At 59.6% G+C, this 23,320-nt stretch carries 25 protein-coding genes; 14 read left to right on the top strand and 11 right to left on the bottom strand.

Features of this window, described 5'->3' with window-relative positions:
- Positions 1-117 precede the first annotated feature (117 nt).
- On the top strand, positions 118-1,197 hold the full coding sequence (locus V9L13_RS10055; protein ID WP_338802396.1) for a hypothetical protein: 1,080 nt from the start codon (positions 118-120) through the stop codon (positions 1,195-1,197).
- A gap of 2 nt (positions 1,198-1,199) precedes the next feature.
- Positions 1,200-1,553, top strand: a complete 354-nt coding sequence (locus tag V9L13_RS10050; RefSeq protein ID WP_338802395.1) for a DUF1428 domain-containing protein — start codon at positions 1,200-1,202, stop codon at positions 1,551-1,553.
- Positions 1,554-1,739: 186 nt separating this feature from the next.
- Here V9L13_RS10050 and V9L13_RS10045 read toward each other — a convergent pair whose 3' ends face one another.
- The gene (locus V9L13_RS10045; RefSeq protein WP_103521551.1) at positions 1,740-1,934 is read right to left on the bottom strand and encodes a hypothetical protein; all 195 of its coding nucleotides are present in this window, start codon (positions 1,932-1,934) and stop codon (positions 1,740-1,742) included.
- Between the two features lie 105 nt (positions 1,935-2,039).
- Here V9L13_RS10045 and thpR point away from each other — a divergent pair, with 105 nt between their 5' ends.
- A complete protein-coding gene (gene thpR, locus V9L13_RS10040; protein ID WP_338802394.1) occupies positions 2,040-2,579 on the top strand; it encodes an RNA 2',3'-cyclic phosphodiesterase in 540 nt (179 codons plus the stop codon).
- A gap of 246 nt (positions 2,580-2,825) precedes the next feature.
- Here thpR and V9L13_RS10035 read toward each other — a convergent pair whose 3' ends face one another.
- The 5 genes from V9L13_RS10035 to V9L13_RS10015 form a co-directional block, all read right to left on the bottom strand.
- Positions 2,826-3,923, bottom strand: a complete 1,098-nt coding sequence (locus V9L13_RS10035) for a polyamine ABC transporter substrate-binding protein (RefSeq protein WP_201137244.1) — start codon at positions 3,921-3,923, stop codon at positions 2,826-2,828.
- A gap of 180 nt (positions 3,924-4,103) precedes the next feature.
- Positions 4,104-4,979, bottom strand: a complete 876-nt coding sequence (locus V9L13_RS10030) for an ABC transporter permease subunit (RefSeq protein WP_003226106.1) — start codon at positions 4,977-4,979, stop codon at positions 4,104-4,106.
- The gene (locus tag V9L13_RS10025) at positions 4,976-5,890 is read right to left on the bottom strand and encodes an ABC transporter permease subunit (protein WP_003226104.1); all 915 of its coding nucleotides are present in this window, start codon (positions 5,888-5,890) and stop codon (positions 4,976-4,978) included. The genes V9L13_RS10030 and V9L13_RS10025 overlap by 4 nt, the downstream gene beginning before the upstream one ends.
- On the bottom strand, positions 5,887-7,029 hold the full coding sequence (potA, locus tag V9L13_RS10020; RefSeq protein ID WP_003226103.1) for a polyamine ABC transporter ATP-binding protein: 1,143 nt from the start codon (positions 7,027-7,029) through the stop codon (positions 5,887-5,889). Before potA ends, V9L13_RS10025 begins: the two co-directional genes overlap by 4 nt.
- 369 nt (positions 7,030-7,398) lie before the next feature.
- Positions 7,399-8,160, bottom strand: coding sequence for a gamma-glutamyl-gamma-aminobutyrate hydrolase family protein (locus V9L13_RS10015; RefSeq protein ID WP_103486745.1), 762 nt, complete (start codon positions 8,158-8,160; stop codon positions 7,399-7,401).
- Positions 8,161-8,442: 282 nt separating this feature from the next.
- Between V9L13_RS10015 and V9L13_RS10010 the strand changes: the two genes are divergently transcribed.
- The 4 genes from V9L13_RS10010 to V9L13_RS09995 all read left to right on the top strand — a co-directional run bounded on the left by V9L13_RS10010 (position 8,443) and on the right by V9L13_RS09995 (position 13,754).
- Positions 8,443-9,819 carry a glutamine synthetase family protein gene (locus tag V9L13_RS10010; RefSeq protein ID WP_003226100.1) on the top strand — a complete coding sequence of 459 codons (1,377 nt, stop codon included), beginning with the start codon at positions 8,443-8,445 and terminating at the stop codon, positions 9,817-9,819.
- 164 nt (positions 9,820-9,983) lie between these two features.
- Positions 9,984-11,474 carry an aldehyde dehydrogenase gene (locus V9L13_RS10005; RefSeq protein WP_338802393.1) on the top strand — a complete coding sequence of 497 codons (1,491 nt, stop codon included), beginning with the start codon at positions 9,984-9,986 and terminating at the stop codon, positions 11,472-11,474.
- 51 nt (positions 11,475-11,525) lie between these two features.
- Positions 11,526-12,809, top strand: a complete 1,284-nt coding sequence (locus tag V9L13_RS10000; RefSeq protein ID WP_003226098.1) for an FAD-binding oxidoreductase — start codon at positions 11,526-11,528, stop codon at positions 12,807-12,809.
- Positions 12,810-13,205: 396 nt separating this feature from the next.
- Positions 13,206-13,754 carry a cupin domain-containing protein gene (locus tag V9L13_RS09995; RefSeq protein WP_003226097.1) on the top strand — a complete coding sequence of 183 codons (549 nt, stop codon included), beginning with the start codon at positions 13,206-13,208 and terminating at the stop codon, positions 13,752-13,754.
- Between the two features lie 118 nt (positions 13,755-13,872).
- On the opposite strand, the gene V9L13_RS09990 is transcribed toward V9L13_RS09995, so the two are convergent.
- The 3 genes from V9L13_RS09990 to V9L13_RS09980 all read right to left on the bottom strand — a co-directional run bounded on the left by V9L13_RS09990 (position 13,873) and on the right by V9L13_RS09980 (position 15,236).
- Positions 13,873-14,406 (bottom strand): hypothetical protein, encoded by a 534-nt coding sequence (locus tag V9L13_RS09990; protein ID WP_262141533.1) that lies wholly within the window; start codon positions 14,404-14,406, stop codon positions 13,873-13,875.
- A 106-nt stretch (positions 14,407-14,512) separates the two neighbouring features.
- A complete protein-coding gene (locus V9L13_RS09985; RefSeq protein ID WP_262141532.1) occupies positions 14,513-14,737 on the bottom strand; it encodes a hypothetical protein in 225 nt (74 codons plus the stop codon).
- Positions 14,738-14,948: 211 nt separating this feature from the next.
- On the bottom strand, positions 14,949-15,236 hold the full coding sequence (locus V9L13_RS09980; RefSeq protein WP_262141531.1) for a fructose-bisphosphate aldolase: 288 nt from the start codon (positions 15,234-15,236) through the stop codon (positions 14,949-14,951).
- A gap of 592 nt (positions 15,237-15,828) precedes the next feature.
- Here V9L13_RS09980 and V9L13_RS09975 point away from each other — a divergent pair.
- From V9L13_RS09975 to V9L13_RS09955, 5 genes are all read left to right on the top strand, one after another.
- Positions 15,829-16,254 (top strand): hypothetical protein, encoded by a 426-nt coding sequence (locus V9L13_RS09975; protein WP_003226094.1) that lies wholly within the window; start codon positions 15,829-15,831, stop codon positions 16,252-16,254.
- 70 nt (positions 16,255-16,324) lie between these two features.
- The gene (locus tag V9L13_RS09970) at positions 16,325-16,738 is read left to right on the top strand and encodes a hypothetical protein (protein WP_338802392.1); all 414 of its coding nucleotides are present in this window, start codon (positions 16,325-16,327) and stop codon (positions 16,736-16,738) included.
- Between the two features lie 202 nt (positions 16,739-16,940).
- Positions 16,941-17,321 (top strand): hypothetical protein, encoded by a 381-nt coding sequence (locus V9L13_RS09965; RefSeq protein WP_338802391.1) that lies wholly within the window; start codon positions 16,941-16,943, stop codon positions 17,319-17,321.
- A gap of 15 nt (positions 17,322-17,336) precedes the next feature.
- A complete protein-coding gene (locus tag V9L13_RS09960; protein ID WP_003226088.1) occupies positions 17,337-17,759 on the top strand; it encodes an HD domain-containing protein in 423 nt (140 codons plus the stop codon).
- A 143-nt stretch (positions 17,760-17,902) separates the two neighbouring features.
- Entirely contained in the window at positions 17,903-18,922 is a 1,020-nt protein-coding gene (locus V9L13_RS09955) for an AbrB family transcriptional regulator (protein WP_338802390.1), read from the top strand.
- Positions 18,923-18,979: 57 nt separating this feature from the next.
- Here the strand turns inward: V9L13_RS09955 and V9L13_RS09950 are convergent, their stop codons facing one another.
- A complete protein-coding gene (locus V9L13_RS09950) occupies positions 18,980-19,756 on the bottom strand; it encodes an NAD(P)H-dependent oxidoreductase (protein ID WP_103486400.1) in 777 nt (258 codons plus the stop codon).
- Between the two features lie 84 nt (positions 19,757-19,840).
- Here V9L13_RS09950 and V9L13_RS09945 point away from each other — a divergent pair, with 84 nt between their 5' ends.
- A complete protein-coding gene (locus V9L13_RS09945) occupies positions 19,841-20,734 on the top strand; it encodes a LysR family transcriptional regulator (protein WP_338802389.1) in 894 nt (297 codons plus the stop codon).
- 252 nt (positions 20,735-20,986) lie between these two features.
- On the top strand, positions 20,987-21,772 hold the full coding sequence (locus V9L13_RS09940) for a DeoR/GlpR family DNA-binding transcription regulator (protein ID WP_045122525.1): 786 nt from the start codon (positions 20,987-20,989) through the stop codon (positions 21,770-21,772).
- A 194-nt stretch (positions 21,773-21,966) separates the two neighbouring features.
- On the opposite strand, the gene V9L13_RS09935 is transcribed toward V9L13_RS09940, so the two are convergent.
- Entirely contained in the window at positions 21,967-23,250 is a 1,284-nt protein-coding gene (locus tag V9L13_RS09935; RefSeq protein WP_262141528.1) for an FAD-binding oxidoreductase, read from the bottom strand.
- Positions 23,251-23,320: the final 70 nt, after the last annotated feature.

The raw sequence follows: 23,320 nt of genomic DNA, 5'->3' as shown, positions 1-23,320 counted from the left end.
GCATTTCAAAGTGGGAGCGAGCCTGCTCGCTGGGGCCAGCCTGGCCACAACCGACAAATGGCCCAATACCCGCACCTATACTCAAATCTGTTTTCTCCATTCAAGGACTCCACCACCGTGAACCTGCGTGCGCTGAGCGTCGCCGCACTGTTGCTGCTGGCAGGCTGCGCCTCCTCGGCGCGGGCCCCGGTGACGCCGCCGGCCGTGGTGGTTTCACCCGCGACCTGGCAGCAAATCGACCGCGACATCGTCAGCGCCTCGCAGCAGTCCACCGAGCAGGTCAGGGTGTTTGCCCAAGGTTCGATGGAACATTGGCGTATTCGCGTCTATGAGCAAACTGAAGAAAATTTCATTCCGTGGTTCAGCAGCTACTGGACCCAGGAATGGCTGTCGATGAAAGTCAGTTGGTACACCATCAGCGCCAGCGGCGAACAGGATGCGTCGACCAAGCGCCTGGCGACCTATCTGCTTGAGCAATATCAGAAAAGAGTGCTGGCGCCGGTGGCGGTAGAGATCGATCCGGACGCGATCCTCGGTCAGGCTACGGCGTTTTATGCGCAGTTGATGGCCAAGCAAATGCCACTCATCGCCCAGCGTTACGGTGTGCCGGTGGCCCAGCTCTACGGGCACCTGCAGAAAGTCCCGGCCATTGCCCTGGGGCCGCCGCCCGCACGGGATGCTTCGCTGTATCAGATCGTCAGCACCGAACCGCTGAACACGCTGCCGGCGTATGCCGCACTGATCGACAAGATTCACACCGAGGGCGGCAGCAAGGGCATCGCTGGAACCGACGCCGGCATGGCGCCGGTCGCCAAGCGTGCCAGCCAGCGGATGGAAGCGGAGATGGCCCCGCGCGGGGCGGCCAGTGCCGTGGCGGCTGCGGCGGGCAAGTTGGTCGGCGGGGTGATCTCGATCGGTGTGGCGGGCATCCGCGCGATCATCCAGGCCAGTGACCGGCCCGACAGCGAAGCGCTGATTCGCAGCAGCCTGGGCAGCACGTTCGACAAGGCCTGGCTGAAACTGCTGCAGAACCCGACCACCGGGGTCATGGCCGGTACGCTGCATATCGCCGGGCAGGTCGAAGGCAGCCTCGGCGGGGCAGAGCAACCGTCGGTCGGACTGGGCGTCAACCGTGTCGAATGGCGGCCGCCGGAATCGACTACCCGGCAGATCGAACCCAACGTGCAAGGAGAGTGATCATGGCTTACATCGATATTTTTGTAGCACCCGTGCCGACTGCTAATCGCGAACAGTACAAAAAACACTGTGAGATCGCCGCGAAACTGTTCAAGGAATACGGAGCGAAGGAGGTGGTTCAGTGCTGGGGCGATGACGTGCCGGAGGGCAAGGTCACGTCATTCCCGATGGCGGTAAAACTCAAGGAAGGTGAAACCGTGGCGTCAGGCTGGCTGATCTGGGCAGACAAGGCCACCCGCGATGCCGGCATGGCAAAGATGATGGAAGACCCGCGTATGCAACCGGACGTCAATCCGATGGGGTTTGATGGTCAGCGCATGATCTTTGGTGGCTTCAAGAACATTCTTGAAGCCTGAAACTCACCAGATTCCGTGCAGGAGTTAGCCTGCTCGCGATGGCGGTGTGTCAGTCAGCGGGTTTGCAAAATGTGCCGGCCTCTTCGCGGGCAAGCCACGCTCCCACAGGGTTTTGCGGATGGCGACGATCATGGGCACGCCACAAATCCAGTGTGGGAGCGGGCTTGCTCCCACATGGGAGGGTGATCACTCTGGGGAGGGGGTTATCCGGCAGCTTTTGCGGTTGCGGATTTGCTCTTCCGTTGGCCGCTCGTGGACGAATTCGAAGCGCGGCTCACCTTCGCTGTAATGCACCAGCCAGCCCCATTCCAGCTCGCTTTCATCCTGCCCGGGGGAGGGTGGCCTGGCCCACCACGGTTCTTTGCTGAGGATCTCGCGCATGGCGACCTCCGGTTCGATGGCAATCCTTGAACTATAGCCGGGTGTCGCCAGTCGTCAGAGAAGGCTGTGTAGAATCGGCCGATCAACGAGCGAAGGAGCAGGGCCATGACCGATGATGCGCGCAGGGATGAACCGTTCAAGCGACTGTTTTTCGCCCTCGACTGCCCGCTGCCACAACGTAAGGCCATCGCTCAGTGGCGCGCCGATCTGGGGTTGCGCACCGGCAAAGCGGTGCCTGCGGACAACTTCCACCTGACACTGCTGTTTCTCGGGGCGGTGCCGTTGGCGCAGATAGGTGAGGTGTGTGAGGCCGCAGACAAAGTGCGCACTCCCGGCGAAGCGCTGCGGATTGCGCTGGATCGGCTGCAGGTCTGGCACAAGGCGGGGGTCTTGTCGCTGGCGCCTGAGCAGGCTCCGCAAGCGTTGTTGCGGTTGGTCTATGCGCTGGAGCAGGCCATGTTGCCGTTCGGCTTTGAAGAGGCGAATCGCGAGTATAGGCCCCACCTGACATTGGCTCGGGATTTTCGCGCGCCGGCGCCGGAATCCCCAACGCCGCCGGAATTTTTCCTGCGTGCCGAGCGATTTGCCCTGTTCGAATCGCACAAGGGCCGCTACCGGATTCTGCAGGATTGGCCGCTGATCTGAGCCACAAAAAAAGGCGCCCGAGGGCGCCTGAAATTCACCTGAGCCGAGGGAGCCAGGTGAGGCCGTTCATGCGAGTGCAGCGGTGGTAAGGCGCTGCGGGAACGGGAAATCAATGATTCTGCGAGTGAACACCGACCCTGTGGGAGCGAGCTTGCTCGCGAAGGCGTCGGCTCATTCAACATCTGTATGGCTTGATCCACCGCTTTCGCGAGCAAGCTCGCTCCCACATTTGGATCTGCGCTTGGCCTATTTACCGAGCTTCACCCGGGTCCAGCCGCGAGTCATGATTCGCTGGGTGGCAATCGGCTGATCCGGCACCGCATACAACGTCGCCATCACCGCCTGCGACGGATACGAACCCGGGTCGTTGCGGATCGCTTCATCCACCAGCGGCGTGGCGGCCGAGTTGGCGTTGCTGTAGCCGTTGCTGTTGGTGATCTCGGCGATGATGTCCGGACGCATCAGGAAGTTCATGAACAGGTACGCATTGTCGACGTTCGCCGCATCGCGCGGGATGGCGACCATGTCGTAGAAACTGCCGGCGCCTTCCTTCGGAATGCTGTAGTCGATCTGCACCTTGTTACCGGCCTCCACCGCGCGGGCCTTGGCCTGCAGCACGTCACCGGAGTAACCGACCGCCACGCAGATATTGCCGTTGGCCAGGTCCGAGATGTACTTCGAAGAATGGAAATACGCCACGTACGGGCGGATCTTCATGAACAGTGCTTCGGCTTCGAGGATGTGCGCCTTGTCCTTGTCGTTCACCGGGTAGCCCAGGTAGTGCAGGGCGGCCGGGATCATCTCGGTCGGCGAGTCGAGGAAGCTGATGCCGCAGGCCTTCAGTTTCTCTGCATTTTCCGGTTTGAACAGCAAGTCCCAAGAGTTGGTCGGGGCATTGGCGCCGAGCACTTCCTTGACCTTGGCCGGGTTGAAACCGATGCCGATCGAGCCCCACATGTACGGGAACGCATGGGCGTTGTCCGGATCACTGGCGGCAGCGTTTTTCAGCAGCACCGGGTTGAGATTTTTCCAGTTCGACAACTTGGTTTTGTCGAGCGGCTGATAGACCCCGGCCTTGATCTGCTTGGCCAGGAAACTGTTGGACGGCACGACGATGTCGTAGCCGGATTTGCCCGCCAGCAAACGCGCCTCGAGGGTCTCGTTGCTGTCGAACACGTCGTAGGTCACCTGGATACCGGTCTCGTCTTCGAACTTCTTGACGGTGTCCGGCGCGATGTAATCGGACCAGTTATAAACACGCAGCACCTTGTCGTTGGCCTGGACGCCCGTGGCGATTGCGCCCATTAAGGACAGTGTCAGCAGAGTCCTGCCAAACATTTTCATCGGTACAACTCCATTCTTTTTATTCAAAAACACAAACCGGGTGTACGTAAAACCTGTGGCGAGGGAGCTTGCTCCCGCTGGGCTGCGAAGCAGCCCCAAAAATCTTGTGAGCGCTGCGCACTCAAGCGGGAGCAAGCTCCCTCGCCACAGTTGTTCATCACAGTTGTTCATCGGTGTTGCTTAAGCAGTGGCGGCGCGTTGCGGCTGCTGCCACGACTCATTCGCTGTCTGATCCATCGCTTCCTGAATCGCCTTCTTGCGGTTGGCTTCTGCCTTGCGGCCGAAGTACCAGACCAGGAAGGTCACCAGCGACACCGCCAGCAGAATCAGGCTAGCCACCGCGTTGATCTCAGGCTTCACGCCCAGACGCACCGCCGAGAACACTTCCATCGGCAGCGTGGTCGAGCCCGGGCCGGAGACGAAGCTCGCGAGTACCAGATCGTCCAGCGACAGGGCGAACGACATCATCCCGCCCGCTGCCAGCGACGGCGCGATCATCGGAATGGTGATCAGGAAAAACACCTTGAACGGCTTGGCCCCCAGATCCATCGCGGCTTCTTCGATCGACAGATCCAGTTCACGCAGGCGGGCGGAGACTACCACCGCCACATAGGCGGCACAAAACGTGGTGTGAGCGATCCAGATCGTGACGATGCCACGCTCCTGCGGCCAGCCGATCAACTGCGCCATGGCCACGAACAGCAGCAACAGCGACAGACCGGTGATCACCTCAGGCATCACCAGTGGCGCGGTGACCAGACCGCCAAACAGCGTGCGCCCCTTGAAGCGCGTCACCCGTGTAAGAACGAAGGCGGCGAGGGTGCCCAACGCCACTGCAGCAATGGCGGTGTAGCAGGCGATTTCCAGCGAGCGCACCACCGAGCCCATCAGTTGCGTGTTGTCGAGCAGGCCGACGTACCACTTCACCGACCAGCCGCCCCACACCGTCACCAGTTTCGAGGCGTTGAACGAGTAGATCACCAGAATCAGCATCGGCAGATAAATGAACATCAGGCCGAAGATCAACATGAACTTGGAAAAACCGAAGCGTTTCATCCCCGTGCCTCCATCTCTTTGGCCTGGCTGCGGTTGAACAGCAGAATCGGCACAATCAGGATCAACAGCATCACCACCGCCAGCGCAGACGCCACCGGCCAGTCGCGGTTATTGAAGAACTCTTGCCACAGCACGCGACCGATCATCAGCGTCTCCGGGCCACCCAGCAGTTCCGGGATCACGAACTCACCGACCACCGGAATGAACACCAGCATGCAGCCGGCAATAATCCCGTTCTTGGCCAGCGGCACGGTGATTTTCCAGAAGTTGTTGAAGTTGCTCGAACCCAGATCCGACGCTGCTTCCAGCAGGCTGCCGTCGTGCTTCACCAGGTTGGCGTACAGCGGCAGCACCATGAATGGCAGGTACGCATACACCACGCCGATATACACGGCGGTGTTGGTGTTGAGGATCTCGATCGGGTGATCGGTGAGCCCGGTCCACATCAGAAACGCGTTGAGCAGACCGTTGTTGCTGAGGATGCCCATCCACGCGTAAACGCGGATCAGGATCGCGGTCCAGGTCGGCATCATGATCAACAGCAGCAGGACGTTTTGCGCTTCCTTGCTCGCCTTGGTGATCGCATAGGCCATCGGGAAACCGATCACCAGGCACATCATCGTGCTCAGCGCCGCGACTTTCAGCGAACCGAGGTAGGCCGACAGGTACAGCTCGTCTTCGCCGAGCATGGTGTAGTTGCCGATGTTCAGCATCAGCTGGAATTTCTGTTCGGCGTAGGTGTAGATCTCCGAGTACGGCGGGATCGACAGCGCGGCTTCCGAGAAGCTGATCTTCATCACCAGGAAAAACGGCAACATGAAGAACAGGAACAGCCAGATGAACGGGATGCCGATGACGAACTTTCGCCCGCTGGGCACCAGGCGCAGGAATTGCTGATTGAAGGTTCTCATGAGCGCAGTACCACGCCGCTGTCGTCTTCCCACCACACGTAGACCTTGTCGTCCCAGGTCGGACGCGCGCCACGGCGTTCGGCGTTGGCCATGAACGACTGGACGATCTTGCCGCCCGGCAGCTCGACGTAGAACACCGAGTGGCCGCCGAGGTAGGCGATGTCATGCACTTTGCCTTCGGACCAGTTGTAGCGGACTTCGGGTTTGATGGTGCTGACGAGCATTTTTTCCGGACGGATCGCGTAGGTGATCGACTTGTCCTGCACCGACGTGCTGACGCCGTGGCCGACGTAGATCTTCTGTTGCAGGTCCGGGCTGTGGATGATCGCGTGACCTTCAAGGTCTTCCACCACGGTGCCGTCGAAGGCGTTCACGTTGCCGATGAATTCGCAGACCATTCTGCTGACCGGCGCTTCATAGATGTCCACCGGGCTGCCGATCTGGGCGATCCAGCCCAGGTGCATGATCGCGATGCGCTCGGCCATGGTCATGGCCTCTTCCTGGTCGTGGGTCACCATCACGCAGGTCACGCCGACGCGCTCGATGATTTGCACCAGCTCCAGTTGCATCTGTGAGCGCAGTTTTTTATCCAGTGCACCCATCGGCTCGTCGAGCAGCAACAGCTTCGGACGCTTGGCCAACGAGCGGGCGAGGGCGACGCGCTGGCGCTGGCCGCCGGACAACTGATGGGGTTTGCGTTTGGCGTATTGGGTCATGTGCACCAGGCGCAGCATCTCTTCGACGCGGGCGTCGATTTCGCTGGCGGGCAAACGGTCCTGCTTGAGGCCGAAGGCAATGTTCTGCGCCACGGTCATGTGCGGGAACAGCGCGTAGGACTGGAACATCATGTTGATCGGCCGCTCGTACGGCGGCATGTCGGTGATGTCCACACCGTCGAGCAGAATCCGCCCTTCGGTTGGGCGCTCGAAACCGGCGAGCATGCGCAGCAGGGTCGATTTGCCCGAACCGGAGCCACCGAGCAGGGCAAAGATTTCGCCCTGGTGGATCTCCAGGGACACATCGTCCACTGCCGTGGTTTCGTCGAACTTCTTGGTGACACGATCGACTTTCACCAGAACCTTTTTCGGTTGCTGGTGGCCTTCAAGTGCCTTCCGGTAAGTGCTGGAGGCGTTTGCCATGTGAAACTCCCAACAGGTTTCGTTCGCTCGGCCAACGTGGCCGGGCTTAAGTGGATTGCAAGCCTGTAAGCGCATTTCCTGTCGGATCACATTCCCCTGTGGGAGCGGGCTTGCTCGCGAAGGCGTCGTGTCAGTCGACATCGTTGTTGCTTGACACAGCGCTTTCGCGAGCAAGCCCGCTCCCACAGGGTTTTGCGTTGTCCTGACGGGCACTGCTCCTACGATCCGGCTTGGTCGGCGCCGCCGTCCTGGCTGCCTGGGTCGTACTTGTTGTTATTACGGTTTGTTGTTTTCACGGATGACGGATGCGCACACGCGCAACCGCCCACCCCGTGGGGGCAGTAAACAGTTTTGAAATCCTGGGTTGAGTCAGCGCTGGTTGCGTCGCGCCGCCCGTTGCCGGCAAGCCTCGCCGAACGCCTGGAAAATCCGCAGGTAGTTCGGGTTGTCCAGCACCTGCCATTCCGGGTGCCACTGCACGCCGAGGGCGAAGGTCGGGCTGTGCTCGACCGAGATCGCCTCGATCAGGCCATCCGGCGCCACCGCTTCGGCACGCAGGCCGGGCGCGAGGCGGTCGATGCCCTGACTGTGAATCGAGTTGACCTGGAACTCGCGCGGCAACTCCAGCGCTTCGAACACACCGCCAGCGAGCACGCTCACGGCATGCGCCGGTGCGTATTGCACGGCCACGTCCGGGCTGTCGGCTTCGCGGTGATCGAGCATGCCCGGCAGCTCATGCACTTTCTGGTGCAGGCTGCCGCCGAAGGCCACGTTCATTTCCTGGAAGCCACGGCAGATGCCGAGTACCGGAACGCCCGCCGCAATGGCTGCACGCAATAGAGGAAGGGTGGTGGCGTCCCGCGCCGGATCGTGATCCGTGCCGGGTTCGCTGGCCGGGCCTTGATAGTGGAAGGGTTCCACGTTCGAGGGCGAGCCGGTCAGCAACAGACCGTCGAGTTGACCGAGCAGGTCTTCGATTTCAGTCAGTTTGCCAAGGGAAGGAATGACCACCGGCAACCCCAGCGCCGCAACGCTGACAGCGCGAACGTATTTGTCGCCGCTGATGTGATAGGGGTGCAGGCCAATCTGTTTGACGCACGCAGTAACGCCGATCAATGGCTTGAATGCCATTTTTATTCACCTCGAAGTTTGACACTTGAACGAGCTTTTCCGGAGCTTAGCCTCGTTGATTTTAATTAACAACTGCCATGTAAAAAATTCTAAACGCCGTTCATCAAATCTTCATGATTCCCGGCCTTGTGGCGCCTGCATTGGCACATGAGTGTTAAAAAAAGCCCGAAAAATAAACGCTGAACGGCCAGGTGTTCGCTATTGACTTCACTTTGCCTTTCGGATTGACTGGCTCGGCGAAACAGCAGTGAACATAATAATTAACAGCTAAATAGGTGCATCATGTCGGTCCCTCTGCGTACCGTTCAACTCAACGAAGCAAACGCATTCCTTAAGAAATATCCTGAGGTTTTGTACGTCGACCTTCTGATTGCGGATATGAACGGTGTGGTGCGCGGCAAGCGCATCGAACGCACCAGCCTCCACAAGGTTTACGAGAAAGGCATCAACCTGCCGGCCTCTCTTTTTGCTCTGGATATCAATGGCTCCACGGTGGAAAGCACCGGCCTGGGTCTGGACATCGGCGACGCCGACCGCATCTGCTACCCGATCCCGGGCACCCTGAGCATCGAGCCGTGGCAGAAGCGTCCAACCGCACAACTGCTGATGACCATGCACGAGATCGAAGGCGAGCCGTTCTTCGCCGATCCGCGTGAAGTGCTGGCCAACGTCGTGCGCAAGTTCGATGAACTGGGCCTGACCATCTGCGCCGCGTTCGAACTGGAGTTCTACCTGATCGACCAGGACAACGTGAACGGCCGTCCGCAGTCGCCACGTTCGCCGGTCTCCGGCAAGCGCCCGGTGTCGACTCAGGTGTATCTGATCGACGATCTCGACGAATACGTCGACTGCCTGCAAGACATCCTCGAAGGCGCGAAAGAGCAGGGCATTCCGGCTGACGCCATCGTCAAGGAAAGCGCCCCGGCGCAATTCGAAGTCAACCTGCATCACGTCTCCGACCCGATCAAGGCCTGCGACTACGCTGTTCTGCTCAAGCGTCTGGTGAAGAACATCGCCTACGACCACGAGATGGACACCACCTTCATGGCCAAGCCGTATCCGGGCCAGGCGGGCAACGGTCTGCACGTGCACATTTCGATTCTGGACAAAGAAGGCAACAACATCTTCGCCAGCGAGGATCCCGAGCAGAACGCCGCACTGCGACACGCGATCGGCGGTGTGCTGGAGACCCTGCCTGCGCAAATGGCTTTCCTCTGCCCGAACGTCAACTCGTACCGCCGCTTTGGCGCGCAGTTCTACGTGCCGAACTCGCCGAGCTGGGGCATCGACAACCGCACCGTTGCAGTCCGTGTGCCAACCGGTTCGGCCGACGCCGTGCGCATCGAGCATCGTGTTGCCGGCGCCGACGCCAACCCGTACCTGCTGATGGCCTCGGTGCTGGCCGGTATTCACCACGGCCTGACCAACCAGATCGAGCCAGGCGCGCCCGTTGAAGGCAACAGCTACGAGCAGAACGAACAGAGCCTGCCGAACAACCTGCGCGACGCGTTGCGCGAGCTGGACGACAGCGAAGTCATGGCCCGCTACATCGACCCGATGTACATCGACGTGTTCGTCGCGTGCAAGGAAAGCGAGCTGGCCGAGTTCGAGAACTCGATCTCTGACCTTGAGTACAACTGGTATCTGCATACGGTCTGACGCTCAAGCGCGATCCCGTTAACACCGCAAAACCCTGTGGGAGCGGGCTTGCCCGCGAAGAGGCCATCACCTTCAACATTGAAGGTGACTGACCCACCGTATTCGCGAGCAAGCTCGCTCCCACAGGGATATCGGTCACCAATTCTCCTGTGTGAGTCACCCCCATGACCATGACCCGCAACGACTGGGAACAACGCTTCCAGTCCCTGACCATCGAATCCCGCGCGTTCATCAACGGTGAATATCGCCCGGCGATCAGCGGCGCCACCTTCGAATGCCTGAGCCCCGTCGACGGCCGTTTCCTCGCCTCCGTGGCCAGCACCGATGAAGCCGACGCCAACCTCGCCGTCGAAGTGGCGCGCCAATCGTTCAACTCCGGCGTGTGGGCCAACAAAGCCCCGGCCGAGCGCAAACGCATCCTGACCCGCTTCGCTGATCTGATCCTGCAACACCAGGAAGAACTGGCGTTGCTGGAAACCCTCGACATGGGCAAACCGATCAGCGACTCGATGAGCATCGACATCCCGGCGACCGCCAACGCGATCCGCTGGAGCGCCGAAGCGATCGACAAGATCTACGATGAAGTTGCCGCCACGCCGCACGATCAACTCGGTCTGGTGACCCGCGAGCCATCCGGCGTCGTCGCCGCCATCGTGCCGTGGAACTTCCCGCTGATCATGGCCAGCTGGAAATTCGCCCCGGCCCTGGCTGCCGGCAACTCGTTCATCCTCAAGCCTTCGGAAAAGTCGCCACTGACCGCGATTCGCATCGCGCAGTTGGCACTGGACGCGGGGATTCCGAAAGGCGTGTTCAACGTGCTGCCGGGCTTCGGCCATACCGTGGGCAAGGCGCTGGCGCTGCACATGGACGTCGACGTGCTGGCCTTCACCGGCTCCACGGCGATTGCCAAGCAGCTGATGATTTATGCCGGCCAAAGCAACATGAAACGCGTCTGGCTCGAAGCCGGTGGCAAGAGCCCGAACGTGGTGTTCGCCGACGCCCCGGACTTGCGCGCGGCAGCCCAGGCTGCGGCCGGCGCCATCGCTTTCAACCAGGGCGAAGTGTGCACCGCCGGTTCGCGTCTGCTGGTCGAACGTTCGATCCGCGAGCAATTCATTCCGCTGCTGGTGGAAGCGCTGCAAGCGTGGAAACCGGGGCACGCACTGGATCCTGCGACCACCGTCGGCGCGGTGGTTGATCAGCGTCAACTGGACAACGTGCTGCGCTACATCAGCATCGGTCGCGAGCAGGGCGCCGAGTTGATCGCCGGCGGCCAGCGCACCCTCGAAGAAACCGGCGGCCTCTACGTGCAACCGGCGATCTTCGATGGCGTAACCAATGCGATGACCATCGCCCGCGAAGAAATCTTCGGCCCGGTGCTGTCGCTGATCACCTTCGACACCGTTGAAGAAGCGCTGCAGATCGCCAACGACAGCATCTTCGGTCTCGCCGCCGGCGTCTGGACCAGCAACCTGAGCAAGGCGCACACCTTCGCTCGTGGCCTGCGCGCCGGCAGCGTCTGGGTCAATCAGTACGACGGCGGCGACATGACCGCGCCGTTCGGTGGCTTCAAACAGTCGGGCAACGGTCGCGACAAATCGCTGCACGCGTTCGACAAGTACACCGAGCTGAAAGCGACCTGGATCAAGCTCTAACTCTTTTACAACGGTGGTCGCTCCTACGGGCGACCCTCGGAGAACAATAAAATGAAGCAACAACACGTCAACAGCTACTACGCCGCCACCCGCAACGAAGTCATCGACTTCCCGACCCTTGAAGAGTCGGTCGAGTGCGATGTCTGCATCATCGGCGCCGGCTACACCGGCCTGTCCTCGGCACTGTTCCTCACCGAGGCCGGCTACAAAGTGACGGTGCTGGAAGCGGCGAAAGTCGGCTATGGCGCCAGCGGTCGCAACGGCGGGCAATTGGTCAACTCTTACAGCCGCGACGTCGATGTGATCGAAGAACGCTACGGCGACAAGACCGCGGAAATCCTCGGCAGCATGATCTTCGAAGGCGCCGACATCATCCGTTCGCGCATCAAGGAATACGACATCAAATGCGACTACCGCCCGGGCGGCATCTTCGCAGCGATGAACAAGAAACAACTCAACGGTCTGGCTGAGCAGAAGCGCAGCTGGGAACGTTACGGCAACAAGAACCTGAAGATGCTCGACGCCGCTGACATCCGTCGCGAAGTCGGCTCCGACGCCTACGTTGGCGGCCTGCTGGACATGCAGGGCGGTCACGTGCATCCGCTGAACCTGGCCCTCGGTGAAGCCGCAGCCATCGTGCGTCTGGGCGGCAAGATCTACGAGCAATCGGCTGCCGTGGAAATCAAATACGGCGAGCCGAACGTCGTGCGCACCGCCAAAGGCCAGGTGCGCGCCAAGTACCTGCTGATCGCCGGCAACGCCTACCTGCCGCAAGGTCTGGACAACCGCGTGACCGCGAAAAGCATGCCCTGCGGCTCGCAGATCGTCGTCACCGAGCCACTGACCGAGAAGCAGGCGCGCAGCCTGATCACCAACAACTACTGCGTCGAAGACTGCAACTACCTGCTGGATTACTACCGTCTCACGGCCGACAACCGTCTGCTGTACGGCGGCGGTGTGGTCTACGGCGCGCGCGAACCGGACGACATCGAACAACTGATCCGCCCGAAGATCCTCAAGACCTTCCCGCAGCTCAAGGACGTGAAAATCGATTACCGCTGGACCGGCAACTTCCTGCTGACCATGTCACGCATGCCGCAATTCGGCCGCATCGAGAAAAACGCCTACTACATGCAAGGCTACAGCGGCCACGGCGTCACTTGCTCGCACCTGGCCGGCAAACTGATCTCGGAAATGATCCGCGGCGACGCCGAACGCTTCGACGCGTTCGCCTCGCTGCCGCACATGCCAATGATCGGCGGCCGCACCTTCTCGGCTCCGCTGACCGCTCTCGGCGCCGTCTACTACTCGCTGCGCGACCGCTTCGGCATCTAGGTTACCTCCCCGGCGGCGGTCCCTAAGACCCCGCCGGTTTTTTAATGCTGTAGCAACACCGCCGATGGCGGCCTGACGACCGCTACCCAGCCAAATGACACAAAACAGATCCAACTGTGGGAGCGGGCTTGCTCGCGAAGGGGCCAGTTCAGCCAACGCACATGTCGTCTGACACAGCGCTTTCGCGAGCAAGCCCGCTCCCACAGTGGCGGTATTACCAAGGCCAGAAGGACTTTTATCCCACCGTCCATCGAACCTGCTGAGCAACACCGGCAAACGTGATTTAATAGCCGCCTTTCACGGTTCCGGGACACGGGAGCAACGTGATCCGCGCGCCTTGCGCGGCACCCGCCACCCACCCCCATTGCCCTTAAGTACTACTCACATAAGGCTGTCATGGATACGGGTTCTCGACTCAAACTAGTACGCGAAAGCTACAAACTCTCCCAGCGCGAGCTGGCCCGGCGTAGCGGCGTGACCAATGCCACCATCTCCCTGATCGAACAGAATCGCGTCAGCCCCTCCGTCAGCTCCCTGAAAAAGCTGCTCGAAGGCATCCCCATGTCCCTGGCCGACTTCTTCACCTTCGACCAGCCGCCGCGCGAACACCAATACGTCTTCCGCGCCAACGAACAACCCGACCTCGGCCGCCACGGCCTGCGCCTGCTGTTGATCGGCGCTTCGGTTCCCAGCCGCCAGATGCGCCTGCTGCGTGAGCAATACGCCCCGGGTGCGAGTTCCGGGGAAGAGCCGATCGTGCATGCGGAAGGCGAGGAGTGTGGGTTGGTGACGCGTGGCACGGTGGAGTTGACCGTGGATGGGCAGGTGAGTGTGTTGAATGCGGGGGATGGGTATTATTTTCCGACGACGCTGCCGCACAAGTTTCGGAATATCGGGGCGGATGAGGCGGAAATCATTAGTGCGAATACGCCGGCGAATTTTTGAGGGTGTTGAAAGCTTTTTGTGGCATTCAGTGTGGTACAGGATGATTGGGGGCACTGAGGTGTCTATGTTACGAGGCGCCAAGTCTATGTCTATACTAGACTTGGCGTGTAACTAATTTTTATAATTCAGGCAAAGCTTTGAGAGTCTGTGAAATCGTCGCCCCGCAACGTTGGGCTGCACTGACGGCATTTTGTTTGAATGTTGTTGCGTTAGTGGGCAAAGAAGTTGGTGTGGTCGTATGCGCAATAGCAATAGGTAGAGTAACAGTTAAGTAGTCTTTGTAGTTTTTCCAGTACTCTGCAGCGTCGATATCAATGGAGCTGAAAACGGATTTGGCTTTTGGAAAGTAGAGAGTTAATGCCATCATTACTTCGGCGATGTTCTCGTTGGCGCTATCGTAGTTGTCGTTGAAGTCTTTTATCGCGCTGGGCCCTGACGCCATGTCGAGCTTGGTGATAGAAAGTTTTTTAGTTAACAAATATAGATTTTTTACGGTGTTTTCGCGCTTCTCGCGCCGGTTTGCCTCAGCCTCTCGGTTCGTGTCGTCTTCAGCCTTTTTTGTGGCTAATCGGATATTTATCCAGTTAGTCACCGTCATGACAATAAGGGCAGCACAGAATGAAATGAGGCCAGCTTGAATTCTAACGTCCATTTTTCACTACTTTTAATCGATATGTTAGGGGGGCGATATTGTTACAGGTCGGAATAGTAATGTATTTAAAATAAGGCCAGATTCTTCGGATCTGGCCTCGATTTTCTCAGTTGGCGAACTCTCTTGCGATGTTCTCTAAATGCTGTTGTGCTTTCTGGATAATTGCGGGAGCGCAACTCATGCAAATATTCAGACGATGACCAGGAACCTTTTCGTAAGCAAAATGTTTTTCGCCTTTCGAGATTGCATGTTCGCTGCTGACATCGCACTTGCGATTGCCTTCGCTGATCTCAAAACGAAAGTCATTAATGATGTTGCGAGTCTGTGCCATGTTCATCTCCTTGAACGTGTGTTTTAGCGCCTCACTGCTGGCGCCAAGCCAGCATGCCACAAAGAACCGTGCGCGGGATAGGCGAAAGGGCGAAGACTGTGAGTTGCAAGCCGCTTGGTCATGAGGCACCTCGGGGGTGTCGCCGTTCTGCGGCAACGCTGCGCTAGATTATTTATTTATCAGTGTCGATACAGTCGGCAGAATTATTTCATTAGCCGACTGCATCAAACCCCCGTTGCTCAATAACCCGAAACACATCACTCACATCCTGTACTAGGATCCTGGCGATGTTGGTGACGGTGTTGATGTCGTGTTCAGCGTAGTCGGGGAGACTGGTGCAGGCGATGAGGTCAAGGTATTTGAGGACGGCGTTGAGGCGTTCGGCGAGGCAGGCGTGGAGTTCACGCAATGGGGCATCGGCATCGATCAGGAGGACAGGGCGGTCGGTGGCGGGGTGGGACATGTGCGCGTAACGGTGGAGCGTTTTTTTGATCGTCATGGGTTGCACTCTTCAATGGGTCGGGAAGTGCCACCTTTCTGCTGCGAAACAAATGGGTGGCAGCTGTATGCGGGTTCGCAGACCGGAGAAGAGTCAAACCGGCAGACCCGAAGGTCTCCCACACACAGCCGCCATAAAATGAAGCGGTGGCGGATTTTGCCACAGTTGTCATTTAGCGGTGTGTGTCACTTCTGAGGGCTGCGAAACCCATCGCTGACTGCGGTCAGCGACAGCCCCACTCTAGTCAGCCATTTCAGCCACCACAACCGACCTGTAGGACGCCATCCCAACCCTGTGGCGAGGGAGCTTGCTCCCGCTCGGCGACGCAGTCGGCGTATTCCGGCGCATGCGGTGGACCTGGAGAAAAGGACTGGCCGGTTTTGGGGCTGCTTCGCAGTCCAGCGGGAGCAAGCTCCCTCGCCACAGGTGGTGTTTTCCTACCCATTTTTCAGACTCAAAAATCTGCGCGGATCTCATTTGCCTGTTTGAACTTTCCTAAAAAGCGATGTCAATTTGATGGCGTGTCGCGACGCTCATTGAGAATGGATCAAGCAGTGCCAGGCTGATTCCTGGCAACCCAGGGAAGTGTGTGATGAGACTATTACTCGCCATGTTGTTGATGTTCAGCAGCTACACGTTCGCCAGTTGCGGCAACATCGATGACCACGATCAGCGGGCCTATTGCAATGCAAGGGAGAGCGGCAGCAGTTGCGGCAATATCGACAATCACGATATGCGGGCGGCGTGTAACGCGGAGATGGGCGGCAGTTCCTGCGGCAATATCGACGACCATGACCAGCGCGCCTACTGCAATGCCAAAAAGAGCGGCAGCAGTTGCGGCAATATCGATGATCACGACTTGCGTGCGCGGTGCAACGCGGAGCAGGGCGGCAGTTCTTGCGGGAACATCGATGACCATGATCAACGAGCTTATTGCAATGCCACGACCGGCGGCGGCAGTTGCGGAAATATTGGCGACCATGACCTGCGCACCCGGTGCGAAGCCATGAAACGTTGAAGCAATAAATCGCTCAGTGGTTGCATCAACCAGTGCCAGGCTGTTTCCTGGCAATCCAGGGAAGTGTGAGATGAAACTTATTCTTGCGATGTTGTTGCTGTTCAGCGGCTACGTTTCCGCCAGTTGTTCCAGCATCAGTGATCACGACAAGCGCAGTTATTGCCAGGCCAGGCAGGAAGGCAGCAGCTGTTCTTCCATCGGTGACCACGACCTGCGTTCGGCCTGCGAAGCGGAGAAAGGCAGTTCGTGTTCAAGCATCGGCGATCATGACCAGCGTGCTTATTGCGAGGCCAAAAAGGGTAGTAGTTGTTCGTCCATTGGCGACCATGACATGCGCTCGGCCTGCGAAGCGGAGAAAGGCAGTTCTTGTTCAAGCATTGGTGATCATGACCAACGTGCCTTTTGTGAAGCGAAGAAAGGCAGTAGTTGTTCGTCAATCGGCGATCATGATCTGCGCAATCAATGCGAAGCCATGAAGCGCTGACCCGTCGGCCTGAATCCAAACGCAAAAAAGGGACACCCAACGGTGTCCCTTTTTTGTGGGCGGCTGAAACGCAATTCCCGAACTGCCCAGTCAAACTTTTCACTTGCCACAACCCGGTTCATCGCCAAAGGTTCCCCCCATAGGCACCACGTCGTAGACTGCGAAACAAGTTGTAACGCCTCACCCACGGACGGAACCGCGCATGATCGAAATCGGCAGCCGCAACAACGCCCCCACGTCGCAGCACCCCACTCAAGACATCTACATCTTCAGCATTGACTTGTCCCGACCGGCGACGCCGTTCTGTTTCGAGCAATCGATTGGCGGCGGGCATGCCAATCAGGGCGGGACGCGGTGGCTGGCGCTGGATGAGCTGGACGCGTGGCCCGGCGAGTGGCGTGAGCATCTGCAGAAAGCCGATTGTGCGTGGGTGGCGCAGGTGATCGATGCGCATCCGGGGGCGGATCAGGCAATATTGGTTTCCGTGATTCTTGAACAACATTCCCAGCCAGTGGGGCGCTTGAAAACAATCGGCAACTGGCTCAAACGCAACATTCATGTCGGCGGCCGTTACGGCTTTTAAACCACGGAGACTCGCATGACTCAAACCCTCGAACGCGCTATCGCCATCGCCGCCACCGCCCACACCGGGCAGGTGGACAAGGGCGGTGCGCCGTACATTCTGCATCCGCTGAAAGTCATGTTGCGCATGAACTCGCTGGAAGAACGCATCGTCGCTGTGTTGCACGATGTGGTCGAGGATTGCGGCGTCAGCCTCGATGACTTGCGCAAGGAAGGTTTCAGCGAAGAGGTGCTGACGGCGATTGAATCAGTCACCAAAGTGCCCGGCGAATCCTACGAGGATTTCGTCGAGCGTGCTGCGCAGAACCCGATTGGCCGGGTGGTGAAACTGGCGGATCTGGAAGAGAACAGCGACCTGTCGCGGATCGCCTCGCCGAGTTGGGAGGATCTGGAACGGGTCGAGAAGTATCGGCGGGCGATTGGGCGGTTGCGCGCGTAAGAAGGAATACCCCCCTGTAGGAGCTGCCGAAGGCTGCGATCTTTTGATCTTGCTTCTAAAAATCAAAGTCAAAAGATCGCAGCCTGCGGCAGCTCCTACAGGGGAGTGGAATACCTCAGGGAAATAGCCAGGAAGGCGAAAATATGAAATCGATTCTGTGTTTGTTGATCGCGGCCGCCGTTGGCGCTGCGTTGCAGGTCAGCGGTGTCCCTCATGGCTTGTTGCTGGGGGCGATTCTTGTCACCGCATTGGTCGCCACCAGGTTCGGGTTTGCCCCCACGACGCCTTATGGCTTGGGCTACATCCAGGTCACGCTGGGTATCGCTACCGGGCTGATGTTCGAGGCGTGGGACAGTGCGACGGCTTCGGCGATGTTGCCAAGCCTCGGCGTTCTGCTGATATGCCTGACCGTGCAGATTGCCCTCGCCGGATGGTGGCTGACCCGCGGCGCAGGATGGAATCGCACCGATGCGCTGTTGGCGGTGTACCCCGGCGCATTGGCGGCGGTGTTTGATTTGCTCGAATCGGAAAAGGCTTCGAGCAAAGTCATCATCGTCCACCTGATGCGCTTGCTGTTGATCACGGTGTTGGTGAGCTTTTTGATTCCCGGGCAGGCCTCGGTGGCCGTGATGGAAAGCGATCCATTGAGCACGGGCATGGCGTTGACGGTGCTGGCGCTGATCGGCTTGAGCATCGTCATCGGGCGCTTGTTGTTGGTGATCGGCGTGCCGGCGCCGTTCATGTTGACGGCGATTCTGCTGACGGCGGTGTTTGTGAAATCGGGATGGCTGCATGGCTTTCACATGCCGGACTGGAGCCTGAATCTGGCGGCGCTGATTCTTGGCGTGCGGATCGGCTCGCGCTTTCAGGGACTCGGCCTTGCGGAACTGGGCCGGCATGGCCGCACGGCGCTGGTGTCGGTGGGGCTGATGATTGTGGTGGCGGCGGCGTTTGCGGAAGTGGCGGCGCGATGGCTGGGCAGTGATCCGCTGTCGCTATGGCTGGCGTACATGCCGGGGGCGATCGAGACGATTGCGATTGTCGCGTTCGCCGGCAGGCTGAATGTGGTGTTTATCCTGACTCACCATCTGGCGCGGATGGTGTTGCTGCACTTCGCGCCGGCGTTGTTGGTGCAGGTGCGGCGGGCGCGGGAGGAAGTCTGAAGCACACCCCCCTGTGGGGAGGGAGCAAGCTCCCTCGCCACAAAGGTTCAGTTATCTTTACCGAGTGTGGGCGGCAAAGCCCTCAAGCCCTGGTGCAATACCTTCCTTCAACGTCAACGCCGGAATCTCGTAATCGCCGCCGTTCTGCTGTCGATACGCAATCGGCCGCGTGCTCCACAACTCATCCAGCCGCGTGCCCAGTTCCTCGCAAGTCGCGGCAAATGTCGCCTCATCCATTCGACCGACGCGGTAGGCCACGAACGGCGGCACCACCTCAAACCCGGGGTAGTAGAGGATTCCGTGATTGATCGGGAACAGCACGTCATCAATCGGCCCGTTGATCCCGCGCGGGCTGTAGTGCGAGTCCCAGCCGCCGGTGGTGACCATCAACATTGCCCGCTTGCCTTTCATTTTCCCTTCGCCATAACGCTCGCCCCAGCGCGAATCGGAGTGTTCGCCAACGCCGTAGGCAAAACCGCAGGCGTACACGCGCTCGACCCAGCCCTTGAGAATCGCCGGCATGGAAAACCACCACAGTGGGAATTGCAGGATCAGTGCGTCGGCCCAGAGCAGTTTTGCTTGCTCGGCGGCGATATCGGCGGCCTGGGTGCCCTGGGCGTAGGCCAGTTTCGAATCGCCTGAGGCGTCAAACGGGCGGCTGCGGTCGCGTTCAGGGGCGTCGTCGGCGTCGAGGGTGGTCTTCCAGTTCATCGCGTAGAGGTCGGAGACCTGCACGGTGTGGCCGGCGGCTTGCAGGCGCTGGACGGTGAAGTCCTTGAGCGAGCCATTGAGCGAGGTGGGTTCAGGGTGGGCGTAGACCAGTAACACATTCATGTTGCAGCTCCTTGGTTGAATGCAGGCAGGATCAATCCTTGATCGGTATATTGGAAATGAATGTCTGATATGTCAGGTATAGCCATGAATAATTTACGACGTCTGGATATCAACTTGCTGTTGACCCTAGACGTGTTATTGGCAGAACACAACGTAACCCGCGCCGCAGAGCGGCTGAGCCTGTCGCAGCCGTCAGTGAGCGTACACCTGGCCAAGCTGCGCGAGATCTTCGGCGACCCGCTGTTGCTGCCCGGGCCACGCGGGATGCGGCCGACGGCGCGGGCCGATGAGTTACGTGAGCCGTTGCGTGAAGCGCTGGAGGCACTGGAGCGAGCGGTGGCGCCGGCCAGTGCCTTCGATCCGGCGCAGGCCCGCCACATCTGGAAAGTCGCGGCGACCGATTACGGCGAATCGACGGTGGTGCTGCCGGCCCTCAGCGGTTTGCGCACTCAGGCGCCGGGAACGCGGCTGGCGGTGCTCGATCTGATGCCGGCGCAGTTGGTCAAGCAGGCGGAGCAGGGCGTGTTTGACCTGGCGCTGCACATCACCGAAGAGGCGCCGCTGGATCTGCATCAGCGGGTGCTGTTCACCGAGCATTACGCGTTGGCCGGTCGCGTCGGGCATCCGGGGTTGACGCGTAAACCGAACCGCGAACAGTTCTGCGCGCTGGAGCACGTAATGGTGTCGCGTGAGGGCGGGGGCTTTTTCGGGGTGACCGACAAGGCGCTCGCCGAGGTCGGTCTGGCGCGCAAAGTGGTGCTGTCGGTGCCGCACTTTCTGATGGTGATGTCGGTGCTGGCGAGTACCGATCTGGTGGCGATGCTGCCGTCACGGCTGGTGCGCGGCAACCCGGCGTTGCAGGTGGTCGACGCACCGCTGCAGGTGCCGGGCTACGAAATGGCGATGTTCTGGGGCGAGCGCGCGCACCGCGATCCGGCACACAAATGGTTGCGAGAGCACCTGGCGTCGTCGGTGTAGTGGTTCAGGCGTGGCCCAGGGCAATCGCAAAAGACACCACGATCATGCACGCAAACGCAAAATTGAGATTCATCAGCTGTTCATCCTGAGCCTTTTTGGAGTGGGGCCATTCTGAACAGACGCACGGCAAAGAAAAAATTCGGCATGTTGATTCCAATGATCGAAACAATTGATAGCGGCCGGTTTGTGTTTGCCCGAGGCTTTCGCTAGTCTCGGCAAAACCTGCAACTACAAGCATAAACAGGCATAACCATGCACGATCATTCGGTCACCGAACTGCCCTCCCTGCGCCGGCAGAAAATCCTCCTGATCCTCGAACGCGACGGCAAGGTCATGGCGTCCGAGTTGAGCCAGCACTTCGCCGTGTCCGAAGACACCATCCGCCGCGACCTTGCCGAACTGGACAACGCCGGCCTGGTGCAGCGCGTGCACGGCGGGGCGCTGCCAAGGCCCAAGGACTCCGGTAAGGATTTCTTCACCCGACTGGATGAGACTGACGAGGTGAAAGTGCGGTTGGCGCAATGGGCGGCGCAGAAAGTCGAGGACGGGCAGATCGTGCTGTTCGATTCTGGCTCGACCACGTTGCAGGTGGCGCGCTCGCTGCGGGCGGACATCCAGATCACCGCGGTGACCGCCGCGCCGATGACGGCGATTGCCCTGTCCGAATACAAGGGCGTGAAAGTGATTCTGGCCGGTGGGCAATTGAACCCGCGCACGATGTCGGCCGGTGGGCATGAGGCGGTGCGGTTGTTGGCCGGGATCAAGGCCGATCTGGCGTTTACCGGCGTCTGCGCGATTCATCCGGAGGTGGGCGTCACCTCGCTGCATTTTGATGAAGTGCCGGTGAAGCAGGCGCTGCTCGACAGCGCGGCGCGGGTGATTGCGGTGACCACCGCGGATAAATTAGGCGCGGTGGAGCCGTTTGTGGTGGCTTCGTGTACGCGCCTGCATACGCTGATTACCGAGCGGCATGTGGCGTCGGGGAGTATCGAGGATTATCGGCGGTTGGGGATTGTGGTGGAGCAGTTGCCTGATTGAGATTTTGTGCTGAGGTTGATGGCCTCATCGCGAGCAAGCCCGCTCCCACATTTGGAATGCATTTCAATGTGGGAGCAGTTGCCGGACTGAGGTTTGTAGTGAGGCTGCTGGCCTCTTCGCGAGCAGGCTCGCTCCCACATTTGGAATGCAATCAACCTGTGGGAGCGGGCTTGCTCGCGAAAGGGCCAGTGCGATCAACGCAGTTTTTCAAGCATCTGGTAATACCACATCCCCGCCGCCAGCAACGGATTGCCCAGCAAATCCCCCATCGGCACCCGAATGTGCTGGCACTGCGCAAAGGTGTCGAACTGTTCCATCTGCCCGGTGATCGCGCGGCTCATGATTTCACCCATGATGTGCGTCGTCGCGATGCCGTGTCCGGAATAACCCTGGCAATACCAGACGTTGTCCGAGAGCTTGCCCAGTTGCGGGATGCGGTTGATCACGATGCCCATCGCGCAGCTCCACTGGTAGTCGATCTGCACCCCTTTGAGCGCCGGGAACGTCTGCTCGATGCACGGGCGCAGCTCGGCGGCGATGTCCCGTGAATCCTTGCCACTGTAATTGGCGCCGCCACCGAACAGCAGGCGCCCGTCAGCCGTGAGGCGGTAGTAGTCGAGAACGAAACGGCAGTCGTACACCGCCAGATCTTCGGGGTTGATCTGCCGCGCCAGATCACCCAGCGGCGCGGTGGTGACGATGCCGCCCATGGCCGGGAAAATCTTGCCCTTGAGCTGACCCGGTTCGAGCTTGTGATAGACGTCACCGGCGAGCATCACCTGATTGGCGTCGATCTGGCCATGGGCGGTGCGCACCCCTGTGGTTTTGCCGTGAATGATCTCCAACACTTCACTGTTCTCGAAGATCAATGCACCAAGACTCTCCGCCGCCCGCGCTTCGCCGATGCACAGGTTGAGCGGGTGCAGGTGCATGTTGCGGGTGTTCTTGATCGCGCCGTGGTAGAGGTCGCTTTGCAGCAGGTCGCGCACCTGGCTGCGGTCGAGCAGGCTGACTTGATCACCCAGGCCGCGACGCACGGCTTCTTCGTAGTCGTTGCGCAAATCAGTCATGTGACTGGGCTTGTAGGCAGCGTGCAAATGACCGTGTTTGAGGTCGCACTGAATGCCATATTTCGCCACGCGCTGCTGGATGATTTCATGCCCGCGCCAGCGCAGGTGCCAGATGAAATCGTCGACTTCATCACCGAGCTTCGGGCGCATCTGTTTACGCATCGCACCGTCGCCGGAGAGGCTGCCGGTGACTTGGCCACCATTGCGTCCGGTGGCGCCCCAGCCGATTTTATTGCTCTCGACGATGGCGACTTTCAGGCCTTTTTCCGCGAGTTCGACGGCGGTGGCAACGCCGGTGAAACCGCCGCCGATGATCACCACATCCACCTGGTGCCGGCCCTGCAGGGTCGGGTAGTCGGTGTCCTGGTTGAGGGTGGCGGTGTAGTAGGAATTGCAGCGTTGGGTCATGTCTGTGTCCACACAAAATTCGGAATTCGGAGTGCAATCCCCTGTGGGAGCGGGCTTGCTCGCGAATGCG

The organism is Pseudomonas sp. RSB 5.4 (assembly GCF_037126175.1).
Classification (GTDB): domain Bacteria; phylum Pseudomonadota; class Gammaproteobacteria; order Pseudomonadales; family Pseudomonadaceae; genus Aquipseudomonas; species Aquipseudomonas fluorescens_H.
Note: the sequence above shows the minus strand (reverse complement) of the source record. Positions and strands in the feature narration are given on the sequence as shown.